General features: G+C 70.4%; 10 protein-coding genes. 7 read left to right on the top strand and 3 right to left on the bottom strand.

What is annotated here, in order from left to right:
* Positions 1 to 74: 74 nt before the first annotated feature.
* The 3 genes from ABKA17_RS15510 to ABKA17_RS15500 are packed head-to-tail and all read left to right on the top strand — an operon-like array spanning position 75 to position 3,538.
* A complete protein-coding gene (locus ABKA17_RS15510) occupies positions 75 to 608 on the top strand; it encodes a hypothetical protein (RefSeq protein ID WP_353692617.1) in 534 nt (177 codons plus the stop codon).
* 18 nt (positions 609 to 626) lie between these two features.
* Complete coding sequence (locus tag ABKA17_RS15505; RefSeq protein WP_353692616.1) at positions 627 to 1,595, top strand: endonuclease/exonuclease/phosphatase family protein; 969 nt, start codon at positions 627 to 629, stop codon at positions 1,593 to 1,595.
* 14 nt (positions 1,596 to 1,609) lie between these two features.
* Positions 1,610 to 3,538, top strand: coding sequence for an FUSC family protein (locus ABKA17_RS15500; protein ID WP_353692615.1), 1,929 nt, complete (start codon positions 1,610 to 1,612; stop codon positions 3,536 to 3,538).
* Between the two features lie 110 nt (positions 3,539 to 3,648).
* Here ABKA17_RS15500 and snpA read toward each other — a convergent pair whose 3' ends face one another.
* Complete coding sequence (gene snpA, locus ABKA17_RS15495; RefSeq protein WP_353692614.1) at positions 3,649 to 4,290, bottom strand: snapalysin; 642 nt, start codon at positions 4,288 to 4,290, stop codon at positions 3,649 to 3,651.
* A 172-nt stretch (positions 4,291 to 4,462) separates the two neighbouring features.
* Here snpA and ABKA17_RS15490 point away from each other — a divergent pair, with 172 nt between their 5' ends.
* Positions 4,463 to 5,392 carry a LysR family transcriptional regulator gene (locus tag ABKA17_RS15490; RefSeq protein ID WP_353692613.1) on the top strand — a complete coding sequence of 310 codons (930 nt, stop codon included), beginning with the start codon at positions 4,463 to 4,465 and terminating at the stop codon, positions 5,390 to 5,392.
* A 132-nt stretch (positions 5,393 to 5,524) separates the two neighbouring features.
* Here ABKA17_RS15490 and ABKA17_RS15485 read toward each other — a convergent pair whose 3' ends face one another.
* A complete protein-coding gene (locus ABKA17_RS15485; RefSeq protein ID WP_353692612.1) occupies positions 5,525 to 7,588 on the bottom strand; it encodes a PhoX family protein in 2,064 nt (687 codons plus the stop codon).
* A gap of 283 nt (positions 7,589 to 7,871) precedes the next feature.
* Here ABKA17_RS15485 and ABKA17_RS15480 point away from each other — a divergent pair, with 283 nt between their 5' ends.
* The 3 genes from ABKA17_RS15480 (at position 7,872) to ABKA17_RS15470 (ending at position 12,909) form a co-directional block, all read left to right on the top strand.
* Positions 7,872 to 9,461, top strand: coding sequence for a VWA domain-containing protein (locus tag ABKA17_RS15480; RefSeq protein WP_353692611.1), 1,590 nt, complete (start codon positions 7,872 to 7,874; stop codon positions 9,459 to 9,461).
* 143 nt (positions 9,462 to 9,604) lie between these two features.
* Complete coding sequence (metG, locus tag ABKA17_RS15475; protein WP_353692610.1) at positions 9,605 to 11,329, top strand: methionine--tRNA ligase; 1,725 nt, start codon at positions 9,605 to 9,607, stop codon at positions 11,327 to 11,329.
* 128 nt (positions 11,330 to 11,457) lie between these two features.
* Positions 11,458 to 12,909: an ATP-binding protein gene (locus ABKA17_RS15470; protein ID WP_353692609.1), complete on the top strand. Its 1,452-nt coding sequence runs from the start codon at positions 11,458 to 11,460 to the stop codon at positions 12,907 to 12,909.
* A 72-nt stretch (positions 12,910 to 12,981) separates the two neighbouring features.
* Here ABKA17_RS15470 and ABKA17_RS15465 read toward each other — a convergent pair whose 3' ends face one another.
* Positions 12,982 to 14,334: a pectate lyase family protein gene (locus ABKA17_RS15465; protein WP_353692608.1), complete on the bottom strand. Its 1,353-nt coding sequence runs from the start codon at positions 14,332 to 14,334 to the stop codon at positions 12,982 to 12,984.
* Positions 14,335 to 14,448 lie beyond the last annotated feature (114 nt).

Here is a 14,448-nt window from a genome sequence, read left to right as displayed (position 1 = left end):
AACCCTCCACCGGAGAGCGGAACGGGGGGCTCCGTCAGGTCGCGGGGGTCCGCCGCAGGCCCTTGCCTGGAAGCGTGCGCCCACCCCTCCGCAACGCCCTGTCGGCCGTCCTGATCGCCGTGGCCTGTCTGCTCGTGCCGTTCGGGGTGCTGGCGGCCTGGGCGACGTACGGCAGGAATGTCGAGCTGCCCCGGCTCCGGCACCAACTCGCCGACCCCTACGTGCCGTTCGAGGTCGCCGGTTTCTGGCTGCCCGTCACCGCGCTGGTGCTGGCCGCCGCCGGCATCGCGGTCGCCGCCTGCCGCCGCCGCGCGGTCACGGCGACCTCGCTGGGCACCGCGCTGGGCGGCGCCTTCCTGGGCCTCGCGGTGGCGCTCGGCCGCCGGCTGACCCTCTCCGACCTGCACGCCGCGCACCGCCCCGCCGCCGGCGCCATCTACGACGCCCTCACCCTCACCCTGCGCACGGTCTCCTGGCTCCTCATCGCCCTCGGCCTCACCGCGGCCGTCACGACGTGGCTCACCGCCCGCGCCCGCCGCCGACGCACCGCCACGGCACCGGTACCCGCCCCGGATCCGGCGGTGCAACCGACCCGGGCACGAGCCTGACGTCGTAGGGTCGGGGCGATGAGCAGCCCCGTGGAACGGCCAGGAAGACGGAAACCCGGCATGTGGCTCGCCTCAGCGCTGTTCATCGTCGTGAGTGTCGTCATGGGGTGCCGGCTCGCCGACGTCGACGGAATCACCCCCGTCCCCCAGTTCCTCGCCTTTCTGCCCTGGCTGCTCGCACCGACCGCGGCCGGACTGGCCCTCTCCCTGCTCTCCCGCTGGTGGCCCGGCGTCGTGTGGAGCGTCGTCCTGCTGGGGCTGCTGGCCTGGTTCATCGAGCCGTACGGGAAGAACACACAGCCCGACGGACCCGTGCTCGCCTCGCTGCGGGTGCTCACCTCCAACGTGGAGTTCGGGCAGGCGACCGGGGCACTGATCGACACCGTGCGGCGGGAGAGGCCGGACCTCGTGTTCGTGCAGGAATGTGAGTACACCTGCGAGGCCGAACTGCGGCGCACGCTCGGCGGCGACTACCCGCACCGGCAGACCGTGCCGGGCGGCGGTTCCGCGGGGTCGGTGATCCTCAGCCGGTTCCCGCTGACGGCCGCCGACCCGGTCCCTGGCACGATGGGCATGCCGGGCGCCGTCGCCGAGGTACGCGGACACGCCGTACGGCTCCAACTCGCCCACCCCATGCCCCCGTTGCCCGGCCAGGTGGACGTGTGGCGCCGCGAACTGGGCGCGCTCCGGGACTTCGCCGCCGCACAGGGCTCCGGACCCACCGTCCTCGCCGGTGACTTCAACGCCTCCCAGGACCACGCCGCCTTCCGCCGCATCCTCGACACCGGTCTGCGCGACGCCGCCCGCCTCGCCGGCGCCGACCGCGCCCCGAGCTGGCCGGCCCGGACCTCGCCGACCCTGGGCGCGCAGATCGACCACGTCCTGCTGTCCCCGGACTTCTCCGCGAGCACGGCCCGCTTCCTGGACCTCGCCGACACCGACCACCGCGCGCTGCTCGTGGAGATCACCCTGCACGGCGGGGAATGACGTGTAATAGGCCCATGTCCCGCATCGGCCTCACGCCCCCCGACTGGCTGGTCCGGAACCTCCAGACCCAACAGGCGCCCGTCAACTGGGCGGCGGTGGCCCGCGCGGCGATCGCGATGACCCTCCCGCTCACCGTCGGACTGGCGGCCGGCGAGCCGACGTACGGCGCCCTCGCCTCCATGGGCGCGCTGTCCGGCGTCATCGGCGACACCGCGGACGCGTACCGCATGCGGATCCTGAACATCGCGATCCCGCAGCTGTTCGGCGCGGTCGGGGTGACGCTGGGTTCGCTGGTGTTCGGCCACGGCTGGCTGGCGGTGGCCGCGGTGACGGGCGTGGCCCTGATCTCGGGCATGATCTCGACGATCGGCGCGGTGGCGTCGGTCTCGGGCCTGCTCCTGCTGCTGAACTCCGTCGTGGGCGCGGGCCTGCCGATGCCGGGCGACTGGTGGCTGGCCCCGCTGCTGATGACCGGCGGGGGTCTGCTGGTCCTGGTCCTGGCGCTGCTGGCCTGGCCGCTGCGGTCGGGGGTGCCGGAGCGGACGGCGGTGGCGGGCACGTACCGCACGGTGGCGGACCTGATGGCGGCCTGCGGCACCCCGGACTACGACGAGGCCCGGCACGCCGTCACCCAGTCCCTGAACCAGTCGTACGACCTCGTCCTCGCCCGGCGCGCCCGCCACCACGGGCGCAGCCCCGAACTCACCCGGCTGCTCGCCCAGTTGAACGCGATCACCCCGGTCGTGGAGGCGGCACCGGCGGCCCATCTCACCGGGCGACCGCTGGCGCCGGAGATCCCGGCGGCGGTACGGCATCTCGCCCAGGCCATCGAGACCGGCTACACCGGCCCCATAGGGCTGCGCCTGCCCACCCCGACGACCGAGACGACCCGCGCGGTCGGGCATGCGCTGCGGCACGCGGCGGAGGTGGTGGCGGACCCGGACGTGGACCCGCGGGGCATCGACGACCGCCTCGGCCGCCCGGCGGCGCTCAGCATCCGCGCCGCGAGCGCCGCCCGCAACGTGGCCCTGTCGGCGGCCTCCTGGCGCTACGGCCTGCGGCTGGCGCTGTGCATCGGCGTGGCCCAGGTGCTGGTCTCGATCATCTCGGTGCCCCGCTCGTACTGGGTCGCCCTGACCATCACCTTCGTCCTCAAGCCGGACTTCGGTTCGGTCTTCTCCCGGGCGCTGCTGCGGGCGGTGGGCACGGTGGGCGGTCTGGTGATCGCGGCGGCGGTCCTGGCGGAGGTGCCACGAGGCTGGTGGGACGTCCCCGTCATGCTGGCCCTGGCCCCCCTGATCCCCGCCCTGACCCCCCGCGGCTACGGCTACCAGACGGCGGCGATCACCCCGGTGATCCTGCTCCTCTCGGACGTCCTGAACCACCAGGGCACGGCCCTGCTGATGCCCCGCCTGCTGGACTCGCTGATGGGCTGCGGAATCGCCCTGGTGGCGGGCTATCTGCTGTGGCCGGAGAGCTGGCACACCAGGGTCGGCGACCGGCTGGCGGACGCGGTGTCGGACACCGCGACCTACGTCGAGTCCGCCTTCGGCCCCACCCCCGTGGACCCCCCGGCCCGCGCCCGCCTGCGCCGCCGCCTGTACCGCGACCTCTCCGCCATCCGCACCGAGTTCCAGCGCGCGCTGACCGAACCACCCCCGACGGGCCGCCGCGCGGCCGCCTGGTGGCCCCTGGTCGTAGCGGTCGAACGCATCGTCGACGCCACCACGGCGGCACGGGTACGGGTGAAACACGGAGCCGCCGAGCCGTCACCGGCCGAGGTCTCCCAAGTGGTCCTGCAACTCCGTGAGTTGGCTCAGGGCGTACGGGAGGCGGAGACCCTCTACGCCGTCCGCACCGACCTCACGGGCCCGTCGGGCAGCGTCCTGGAACCCCTGCGCCAGGAGGTGGCGGCGGCCCGGGCGATCGCGTCACCGCACTGACGCCGGGCGCGGCCCACCGGGCACACATGGGTGCGGCCGCCCTGTGCAGGAGGGCGGCCGCACCGGTGGGGGGTGGGGTCGGTTCTTGTGGCGGTCGGTTCTTGCGGAGGTCAGTTCTTGTGGAGGGCCTTGTCCATGGCCGCGGCGAGGCCGTTGGCCCACAGCTGGTTCACCCGGGAGCGTTCGGCCGCGTTGGGCTGGGAGTTGGTGCAGGACGGGCCGGGGCCGCCACCGGACATCAGCTCGCTGCACGGGCCGGTGTAGTGGTCGGGGAGGCCGAGGACATGGCCGGTCTCGTGGGCGGTGACGCGGGTGGAGTCGTACTGCTGGTTCTGCCGGTAGTCGAGGAAGATGTAGCCGCTGCCGTGGCCGTCCGTGGAGGCGAAGGAGCCTCTGGAGTCGTTGCCCTCACGGTAGGAGAAGTCGGCCGAGGACGCGGAGCCGGACTGGAGCTTGACGTTCGAGACCGCGTTGTTCCATATCCGGGTGCTGTTGGCTATCTGCGTGGCGAAGGTCGGCGCCCTGGAGGCGTCGTAGACGACCGTCACCGCGGCCGTGCCGGTCGGGTTCGCGGCGCGCTTCTCGGCGACCGAGTCCAACACCGCCTGGAAGAACGCCTCGTTGGCGTCCGTCGCCGTGGTCGAGGTGTAGCCGACGGTGGTTGCGGAGGCCGCGGAGGCCGGAACCGCCGGTGCCAGACCGAGCGTCGCGAGAGTGAGGCCGAGTGCCGCGGCCATGAAGGGCTTGCGCATCGATGACTCCTTGGTGGGGGGTGAGTCGTCGATGTGAGTGTGGGTGGCTGTGCGGCCGCTGTGATGATGGCAATCGGGGATAGGGCCGGGCTATCACCGCCCCGATTCGTTTGCTTCAGCGGTGAATTATGCGTCTGGTGCAACCTGTGAGCCCGCTTTAGTCTCCCAGGGCATGGAGCTCGAGGTCAGGCACCTTCGCGCGCTGTGCGCCATAGCCGACACCGGCAGTCTGCACCGGGCTGCCCGCCAACTGGGCGTCGCCCAGCCCTCGTTGAGTACCCAGCTCAGACGTATCGAACAGGAGCTGGGCGGAGCGCTGTTCCGGCGGGAGCGCACCGGGTGCCGGCCGACTCCGCTCGGGCGGCTGGTGCTGAGCCGGGCGCGGCCGCTGGTGGCCGAGATGCGCTCCCTGGTCTCGGAGGCGCGGGCCGCCGCCGTGGGCGGGCCGCAGCTGCGGGTCGGGTCCACCGCGAGCAGAGCCCTGGCGGGGTGGCTGCGAAGACTCAGGGGGCGCGGGCAGGAGCCCACCCTCCACATGGACGTCTCCCCCAACGCCCTGCTGAGCATGGTCGCCGACGGACAGCTCGACGTGGCCTTCGTGCACGAGGTGGAGGGCTCGCCGCTGCGCATCCCGGAGGGCCTTCGGGTGCGGGTGCTCGTCGAGCGTGAGCCGCAGTTCGTGTCCCTGCCCGCCGACCATCCGGCCACCGCCAAGACGGTCGTCGACCTCGCCGACCTGGCCGGGGACCGGTGGATGATCGACCCCACAGTGGACGGTGAATGGGACGCCGTGCAGCGGGTGTTCCGGGCCGCGGGCCTCAACCCCCGGGTCCTGCACGGCGATTACCACACGGCCGCCGCCCTCGTCGCGACCGGCGAGGTCGTCACCGTCTGCCAGCCGTCCTGCCTCCCCCGCCCCGACATGTCCGTACGCCGGCTGCGGGGCGATCCCCTCGGCGTACGGCTGCTGCTCGCGGCCCGGACGGAGACGGACCTGGACGGGGTCCGTCCCGCGCTGGAGGAGGCGTACTGGGAGGCGGCGCGGCAGGCGCCGGCGTACCGGGAGTGGCTGGAACACGCGGTCCCGGCCACCACCCGCTAAGCGCTCCGCTGGAAGTGCGGTCGAAGGTTGTTGTTCGTCTGCGGCACCGTCGTGGCTGGTCGCGCAGTTCCCCGCGCCCCTTCGGGCGCTGCCGAACCGCAGTGGACTTCACCTGGCCCGCTTGGATACGCCTCAGACGCCGATGTCCTCGCCGTCCTTGCGCCATACGGCCACCACGGCCGGGCGGACGATCTTGCCGGGTCCGTCGGGCCAGACGCTGGCCGGCTTCTCCACCGTGGCGCCGCTGATCTCGCCCGGGTGCTGCACGGCGACCAGGACACGGCGGTCCTGGACGATCGGGCCACAGGTCTCGGCGCCGATCGGCATGGTGAGGAACTGCTTCAGCTCACCGCGCCGGTCCCCCTTGGTCGCGACGCCGAACAGGCCGTCGTGGTAGCCGAGTTGGGCTCCGTCGGTGGAGATCCACAGGTTGCCGTGCGGGTCGAAGGCGACGTTGTCCGGGCAGGAGATCGGGCTGACCCTGTCCTTCGGGAAGCCCGCGAAGTAGGTGGCGGGGTCGTTCGGGTCACCGGCGACCAGGAAGAGCGACCACGCGAACCTGGTGCTGTCGGCGCGCTCGGTGAGCTCCAGGATCTGCCCGTGCTTGTTGGCATTGCGCGGGTTGGCCTCGTCGGCCGGGGCGTTGCTGCCGACACCACGGTTGGTGTTGTTCGTCAGGGCGACGTAGACCTTGCCGGTGTGCGGGTTGGGCTCGATGTCCTCGGGCCGGTCCATCTTGGTCGCGCCGACCTTGTCACCGGCGAGCCGGGTGAAGACGAAGACCTCCTCGGCGCTCATGCCCTCGACGTGCGAGACGGCGCCCTTGGCGGTCGCGGTCGCCAGCGGTATCCACACGCCGCTGCCGTCGAACTCGCCGTCGGCGGGCAGCTTGCCGGTGCCGTCGATCTCGATGGCGGGGGAGTCCCCGGTGAGCTTGGCGACGTACAGCGTGCCTTCGTCGAGCAGCGAGAGATTGTGCTCGCGGACGGAGCGAGTCGTCCCCTTCCGCATCCGCTTGCTGCTGACGAACTTGTAGAAGTAGTCGAAGCGCTCGTCGTCACCGGAGTAGACGACGGGGCGTCCGTCGTCGGTGAGCCGGATGGTGGCACCCTCGTGCTTGAAGCGCCCGATGGCGGTGTGCTTGCGGGGCGTGGAGGTCGGGTCATAAGGGTCGAACTCGACGACATACCCGAAACGGTGCACCTCGTTGGGCTCCTGGGCGACGTCGAACCGCTTGTCGAACAGCTCCCACTTGCGCTCGGTCGCCCCGGTCCCGATGCCGTACCGCTTGTCGGTGGCGCGGCCGCTGTTGGCGAAGTACTGGTTGAAGTTCTCCTCGCCGTGCAGGCTCGTGCCCCAGGGGGTGGTCCCGCCGGAGCAGTTGTTGAGCGTGCCGAGAACCTTCGTCCCCGTCGGGTCGGCGGAGGTCTTCAGCAGGTCGGACCCGGCGGCGGGCCCGGTGAGCCGGAACTCGGTGGTGGCGGTGATACGGCGGTTGAGGGGATGCCGCGGCACGACGGTGAGCTTCCCGCTCTTGCGGCTCTCCTCCACGACGACGGCGGACAGCCCATGGGCGGCCCAGGCGATCTCGACCTGCTCACGGGTCGGCTTGGCGGCGTCGTAGCCGCGGAACATGAGCACCTCGTCGGTGTACTCGTGGTTGGCGACGAGGAGCTGCTTGCCGTGGCCCAGCGGGAGCAGGGTCAGGTAGTCGTTGTTGTACCCGAACTGACCGGCCTGGGCGGCGGCGGTCTGCTTCTCCGGGTCGAAGGCGGGCGCGCCGCGCAGGATGGGCTCGCCCCACCGGATGACGACGTTCTGGGCGTAGCCGTCCGGGACGGTGACCTGGTCTGCGGTGTTGGGGGCGACGGGAGTGAAGCGCAGACCGCGGGCACCCCTACCACCACCGCTACCGGGCTTCTTGTACGAGCCGGCGGTGGCGGCCTGAGCCTCCGGGGCACCGGCGACGACGCCCGTACCGGCGGCGGCCGCGACGGTCACCACGGCGGCGGCCTGCATCAGGGTGCGGCGGCTGACGGCACCGGCGATCACATCACCGACGTATTCGTTGGCGCTGGTGTTGGGCGCCTCGTGGAAGCAGGCGTTGCCACAGCGGTACAGGCACGTCAGGGCGGAGCGGCCGCCCGGGTGCGAGTCGGACGACGGCGTGCCGATCAGCGGCAGCAGTTTGCGCATTTTGTATTCCCCTTGCTTCCCCATGGAATCCCCTTGAACCCGCGTCACGGACGGTAGGAGCACGTTTGTGCGGGAGCGGGGACTCTCGATGAACGGCCGGTGAAGCCGAGGTAGCGGTAAGGGAGTTAGGGGTGAGGTGGGGGAGTACGTCCGAATGTGGGTCTTGACGGAGGCAGGGTCATGTGTCCGCCCCTCCCCAAGATCACCATCCGGGGCCGCTAACCTTACGTGTCCGTCCTGGCCAGGGATTTACGGGCATCAACTCATGCGAAGGGTTGCGCACATGGGCATTCTCACTCTCCTGCGGAACGCGTTCGGCGGCCGGTCACGCAAGGGGCGCACCGCCGAGGCAGAGGGTGCGGAAGGGACGACGCCGACGGTGCCCTCCCCGTCCCCCGAGCCGGAACCCACGACGCCGGCACCTGCATCGGCCCAGGTCCCGGAGCCGCGCACCGCCACGTCGGCGTCCTTGTCGACCAAGGACGAGCACGACCTGGTGTCGGCCGCCTTCGACAACGTGGCAGTACCGAAGCCGGCGGGGCCGGTGGAGGAACGGACGGAGGAGGCTTCCGGGGGTACGGCTTCTACGGAGGCTACTGAGGCTACTGAGGCTACTGAGGCTACTGAGGGAGCTTCGGAGGCCACGGAGACGCCGGCCGAGGAGCCGACGCCGGTGGTGGAGGAGCCGGTCGCGGTCGAGGAGGTTGCGGCCGAGGCTGTCGTGGCGGAGCCGGTTGTGGAAGAGCCGGTCGTGGAAGAGGCGAAGGCCGAGGAGCCGACGCCGGAACCGGCCGAGGAGCCGGAGCCCGCGCCGGTGGCCGAGGTCGAGGAGCCGGCTGCTGAGGTTGCCGTAGAGGAGAAGGCTGCCGAGGCTGTCGCCGAGGAGCCCGCGGCCACTGAGGTCGCGGAGGAGGCCGCCGCCGCTGAGGAGCCGGAGCCGGTCGCGGAAACCGAGCCGGAGCCCGTCGCCGCCGCGGAACCGGAGGCGGCTGAGGTTGAGGCTGAAACTGAAGCTGAGGCTGTCGTAGAGACTCAGCCGGAGCCCGCCGCCGAGGTCGCCCCCGAAGCCACCCCCGAGCCCACCCCCGAACCGATCGCCGCAGCCGCCGACGACGAGGACGCCCCACAGGGGCCACCGGCAGCCGACGACGAAAGCAGCACGGGCGGTGCGGGTGGGAACAACATCGAGGCCGATGGCGAAGCCGAGGCCGAGACGGCGCCCGAGGCGCAGCCGATCGCCGCCGCCCACGACGCCGCCGCCCTCGCCCTCGCCAAGGCCGGCCTCACCACCGCCCGCGCCAGGACCTACCTCGTCCTGGACCGCTCCGCGAGCATGCGCGCGTACTACAAGGACGGCTCCGCACAGGCCCTCGCCGACCAGACCCTCGCGCTCGCGACCCACCTCACCCCGGACACCGAAGGCGACACCCCCGCCGTCCACGTCGTCTTCTTCTCCACCGAGGTCGACGGCACCATCGACCTCACCCCCGCCTCCCCGCAGGACGCGATCGACGAGGCGCACGCCGGCCTCGGCCGCATGGGCCGCACGAGCTACCACGCCGCCGTGGAAGCCGTACTCGCCCACTACGACAAGAACACCCCCGACGCGAAGACCCCCGCCCTGGTCGTCTTCCAGACCGACGGCGCCCCCGACGCGAAGACCCCCGCGACCCAGGCCCTGACCGACGCCGCGAAGACCCACCCCTCGGTGTTCTTCTCCTTCGTCGCGTTCGGCGAGCACGAGAACAAGGCGTTCGACTACCTCCGCAAACTGAAGACCGACAACACGGCCTTCTTCCACGCCGGCCCCACCCCCAAGGAGCTCACCGACGCGGAGCTCTACGACGGCGTACTGATCGACTGGCGCCCGTAGCCACCAAGATCGACACACCCCGGGCCGCCCGCTTTCCACGCCTCAAAACGGAAAGCGGGCGGCCCACCCAAGTCGGCTACGATTTCAAGGTTCGTAAAGCAAGGCGTAACGCACCGAGAATTCCGACCTGGGAGCAGCCCCCGATGGCTCGACACCTCATCACCAGCGCCCTTCCGTACATCAACGGGATCAAGCACCTGGGCAACATGGTGGGGTCCATGCTCCCGGCGGACGTGTACTCCCGGTACCTCCGCCAGCGCGGCCACGACGTCCTCTACATCTGTGCGACCGACGAGCACGGCACCCCGGCCGAGCTGGCGGCGAAGGAGCAGGGCATCCCCGTAGCGGACTTCTGCGCGCAGGCGCACGACGCCCAGAAGGCGGTCTACGACGGCTTCGCGCTGGCCTTCGACTACTTCGGCCGCAGCTCCAGTGAGCAGAACGTCGAGATCACCCAGCACTTCGCCCGCCGCCTGAACGAGAACGGCTTCATCGAGGAGCGGGCGATCCGCCAGGTCTACTCCCCGACCGACGGCCGCTTCCTCCCGGACCGCTATGTCGAGGGCACCTGCCCCCACTGCGGCTACGACAAGGCCCGCGGCGACCAGTGCGAGAACTGCACCCGGGTCCTGGACCCCACGGACCTGATCAACCCGCGCTCGGCGATCTCGGGCTCCACGGACCTGGAGGTCCGCGAGACCAAGCACCTCTTCCTCCTCCAGTCGAAGCTCCAGCACGAGGTCGAGGAGTGGGTCTCCCGCCACGAGGCGGAGTGGCCGCAGCTGGCCTCCTCCATCGCCCGCAAGTGGCTGACCGAGGGCCTGCACGACCGTGCGATCACCCGTGACCTGGACTGGGGCGTCCCGGTACCCGCCGACACCTGGCCGGAGCTGGCGGCCGAGGGCAAGGTCTTCTACGTCTGGTTCGACGCCCCGATCGAGTACATCGGCGCGACGAAGGAGTGGTCGGACGCGGCGCCCGCCGGGGAGACCCGGGACTGGAAGTCGTGGTGGTACGAGGCGGACGACACGGTCCGCTACACGGAGTTCATGGCGAAGGACAACGTCCCGTTCCACACGGTGATGTTCCCGGCGACGGAGCTCGGTGTCCGGGAGCCCTGGAAGAAGGTCGACTACGTCAAGGCCTTCAACTGGCTGACGTACTACGGCGGAAAGTTCTCCACGTCCCAGAAGCGAGGCGTCTTCACGGACCAGGCCCTCGCCATCCTCCCCGCCGACTACTGGCGCTACTTCCTGATCGCCAACGCCCCCGAGTCGGACGACTCCTCCTTCACCTGGGAGCACTTCACGGCGACGGTCAACAAGGACCTCGCCGACACCCTCGGCAACTTCGTCAACCGCGTCCTGTCCTTCTCCAAGAAGCGCTTCGGCGAGGAGGTCCCCGCGGGCGGCGAGCCGGGCGAGGCGGAGACGAAGCTGGGCGAGCAGATCGCCGAGCTCCTGGCGGAGTACGAGTCCCAGATGGAGGCCCTCCAGTTCCGCAAGGCCGCGGCCGCGCTCCGCGCCCTGTGGTCGGCCGGCAACTCCTACCTGGAGGAGAAGGCTCCCTGGCTGGAGATCAAGACCAACCAGGAGGGCGCCGCGTTGACCCTCCGCACCGCGATGAACCTGATCCACCTCTACTCGGTGGTCTCCGAACCCTTCATCCCGACGACCTCGGCAGCCATGCGCCAGGCCTTCACCCTCACCGACGACACGGCGACCTGGATCACCGAGGCAGACGCGAAGTCCCTGACCGCAGTCCCCGCCGGCACCCCCTTCACCGTCCCCCCGGTCCTCTTCGCCAAGCTCACGGAAGAGGACTTGGAGAACTACAAGGAACGCTTCGGCGGCGAGCCGACCGCGTAAGCCACACGCGCATGACATGAAGGGCCCGGGACATCACGTCCTGGGCCCTTTCTGTTACCCCTCCGGATGAGGACGTAAGGTAGATTGAATCTACGTAGATTCAATCTACCTAGATTCGGAGGTCAGGCATGCCCACCCGGTTCGTAGGCCGCGAGACCGAACTGGCTCTCCTGCGCAAACGCCTCGACCGCGTCACCACCGATGGCGCCGGCGCCGCGGTCGCCATCCGGGGCCGACGGCAGGTCGGGAAGTCCCGGCTCGTACAGGAGCTCTGCGACCGCGCGAACCGGCCGTACGTCTTCTTCACCGCCACCAAAGGCGCCTCGCCCGTGGAGGGGATCGCCGACTTCATGACGGAGCTCGGAGAATCCTCGCTTCCATCCGACTCGGAACTGGTCCCGAGGACAGCCCCCACCAACTGGCCGGACGCCTTCCGCGCACTCGCCGCTCTGCTCCCGAACTCTCCCAGCATCGTCGTACTCGACGAACTGCCCTGGCTCGCGGAACAGGACCCCGTCTTCGACGGCGCTCTACAGACCGCGTGGGACCGACTCCTGTCCAGCCGGCCCGTGCTGCTGATCCTGCTAGGTAGCGATCTGCACATGATGGAACGGCTCACGGCCTACGACCGCCCGTTCTACGGGCGCGCCGACAGCCTCGTTCTCGGCCCGTTGAATCCGGCGGAGACCGGTGCCGCGCTGGGTCTGGACGCGGCCGATGCCATCGACGCACACCTCGTCTCCGGCGGCCTTCCCGGAATCCTGCGCGCATGGCCGCACGGCACTCCGGCGCTCGACTTCATCCGGTCCGAATGCGCCGACCCGGCCTCACCTCTGTTCGGCGTGCCCGAAGCCGCCCTGATGGCCGAGTTCCCGGCACCTGATCAAGCTCGCCGCGTCCTGGAGGCGGTGGGCAGCGGCGACCGTACACATGCCAACATCGCGGCGACGGCCGGCAGCCAGAGCGGCGCACTGCCCTCGGGCATACTGTCGCCGCTGCTGCGCCGCCTCACCGAGGAGAAGCGGGTCCTCGCCTCGGATGTGCCCCTCTCGACCAAGCCCGGCAAACCCGCCCTCTACCGGGTGGCCGACAGCAACCTGCGCCTCTATCTGGCCGCCATGCGCTCCGCACAGGAACTGTCCAGACGTGGTCGTCCCGAGGCCGCGTACCGGGTGGTCGAGCGGCGATGGGCGACGTGGCGGGGCCGTGCCGTCGAGCCCTTGATCCGCGAGGCCCTGGAACTCACCGCGGCGTCCGGGGAGTTCCCCTGGCCCGACACCGAGGTCGTCGGCGGATGGTGGAACAGACAGTTCGCTCCGGAGGTCGACCTCGTCGGCGCCGACCGCGCACCCGTAGCGGGGACCGTGTTCTTCGCGGGCTCGGTGAAATGGCTGACCACGCCCTTCGATCAGGGCGACCTGACCACTCTCACGCGAGGCGCCGCGGACATCCCCGGGTTCGAGGGAGACGCAGCCGGCCTGGTCGTCGTATCCCTGTCCGGGACGACGGCCGCGGTGACCGCCGGCCAAGTCGGACTGTTGTGGGGACCCCAGGACGTGGTCTCCGCGTGGCCCTCGTGAGACCGCGCCGGCGACCCCACGGCGCCAGAAAGGCCCGGAAAGCCGTCGAGCCTCCCGGGCCTCGGCCAAGCCCTACTTCAGGACACCCGCCCCCGCCGTCGACCCCAGCGACGTAGGCAGGTTCTTCACCGCCGATGCCGAGGTCTCGAGGCCCGTCGTCAGGGTCGGGGTCCAGTTGACCGTCGTCTTCAGGTCCTTGGACGAGGCCGCGTTGTAGGCGGCGACCAGGTCCGTCACCGTGCCGTTCACTGAGTTGCCCGTGCCCTTGATCGCGCCCGTGCCGTCGCCGCTGAGGAGCTTGGCGACCTTCACGGAGGACGGGACCTTCCAGTAGTTGTTCTCCGCGACGACCTGGGCCTTGGCACGGGAGTTGATGCTGTATTGGACGGCGTAGCCGTTCAGGGGGGTCACGTCGTAGTAGTTGTTGTAGATGTGGATCTGGCCGACCCGGGAGAGCGGGGCGCGCTGGACGATGCCCTTGTAGACGTTGTGGTGGATCGAGACGCGCAGCTTGCCGGCCGGCTCGCTGTCGCTACTGCCGATCAGGGTCGTCTTGTCGTGGTTGGAGAAGACGTTGCGGGAGATCGTCACCAGGTCGGAGCTCTTGGTCACGTCGAGTTCGCCGTCGTGGATCTGGTACTCGCGGCCGTAGTACTTCGGGTTCGCGGCGTCCAGATGCGGCGCGTCCGTGAACGTGTTGTGGTCCGCCCAGACGTGGGTCGCGCCGCGCAGCGTCACCGCGTCGTAGTTGGAGTTCCAGTTGCCGTCGTCGCCGTCGGTCGGGTCCCACTGCGGGAAGCAGTCCTCGGTGGCGGCGAAGGTGAGGTTGCGGACGATGACGTTGTCCACGTTCTGGATCTGGAGCATGGCACCGGTCAGACCGGCGTTCGTACCCGGCACGCCCACGAGCGTGGTGTTCGCGGGGACCTTGAAGACGATCTGAGCCGCCTGCTTCTTCTGCGCCGCCGCCCGCGCCGTCTCCTGCGTGCCCGACGGCAGCTTCGAGCGGCCGTACGTCGACGGGTCGTACGCCTTCAGATACGAGGTCAGCGAGTAACCCGTGCCCGACGCGTAGCTCGCGCAGGTCAGCTTCTTGCCGGCGTCGTCGGTGTTGGCGTCGATCGTGCCCTTGACCTTGATGATCCGGGGGGTCGTGTCGGACGCCGAGCCCAGCGCCTTCACCAGCTGGGCACGGGTGGAGACCGTGAAGGTGTGCGCGGCATCGGCCTTCGTACCGCCGGTCGTGCCCGTCCCCGAGGAGGCCCAGCCGTCCTTGGCGGCGAGGGTCTGGTGGTACAGGTCGACGGTCCCGGCGTTGGCGTTCAGCACCAGAACGCCGGCGCCGACACCGGCCGCGACCACGGCGGCGGAGACGACGAGCGTGCGGCGCTTGCGGAGGGACCGGCGGTGAGCGGGAGCAGCCACGGGTTGTCCTTACGTACTTGGGGGGTAGTTCCACCTCCTCTGTGGTCGTGGAGATCCAAAAGGTTGCCGTAAAAATTTCGGCCGATCGGTGATCAACTGATGGATGGGGGGCGG

It is taken from the genome of Streptomyces sp. RG80 (genome assembly GCF_040446465.1).
Classification (GTDB): Bacteria; Actinomycetota; Actinomycetes; order Streptomycetales; family Streptomycetaceae; genus Streptomyces.
Note: the sequence above shows the minus strand (reverse complement) of the source record. Positions and strands in the feature narration are given on the sequence as shown.

Bases quoted from the DNA above. Each gene is read 5' to 3' on its own strand.
- ABKA17_RS15505 (WP_353692616.1), top strand. From the start codon at position 627: ATGAGCAGCCCCGTGGAACGGCCAGGAAGACGGAAACCCGGCATGTGG.
- ABKA17_RS15500 (WP_353692615.1), top strand. From the start codon at position 1,610: ATGTCCCGCATCGGCCTCACGCCCCCCGACTGGCTGGTCCGGAACCTC.
- snpA (WP_353692614.1), bottom strand. From the start codon at position 4,290: ATGCGCAAGCCCTTCATGGCCGCGGCACTCGGCCTCACTCTCGCGACG.
- ABKA17_RS15490 (WP_353692613.1), top strand. From the start codon at position 4,463: ATGGAGCTCGAGGTCAGGCACCTTCGCGCGCTGTGCGCCATAGCCGAC.
- ABKA17_RS15485 (WP_353692612.1), bottom strand. From the start codon at position 7,588: ATGCGCAAACTGCTGCCGCTGATCGGCACGCCGTCGTCCGACTCGCAC.
- ABKA17_RS15480 (WP_353692611.1), top strand. From the start codon at position 7,872: ATGGGCATTCTCACTCTCCTGCGGAACGCGTTCGGCGGCCGGTCACGC.
- metG (WP_353692610.1), top strand. From the start codon at position 9,605: ATGGCTCGACACCTCATCACCAGCGCCCTTCCGTACATCAACGGGATC.
- ABKA17_RS15470 (WP_353692609.1), top strand. From the start codon at position 11,458: ATGCCCACCCGGTTCGTAGGCCGCGAGACCGAACTGGCTCTCCTGCGC.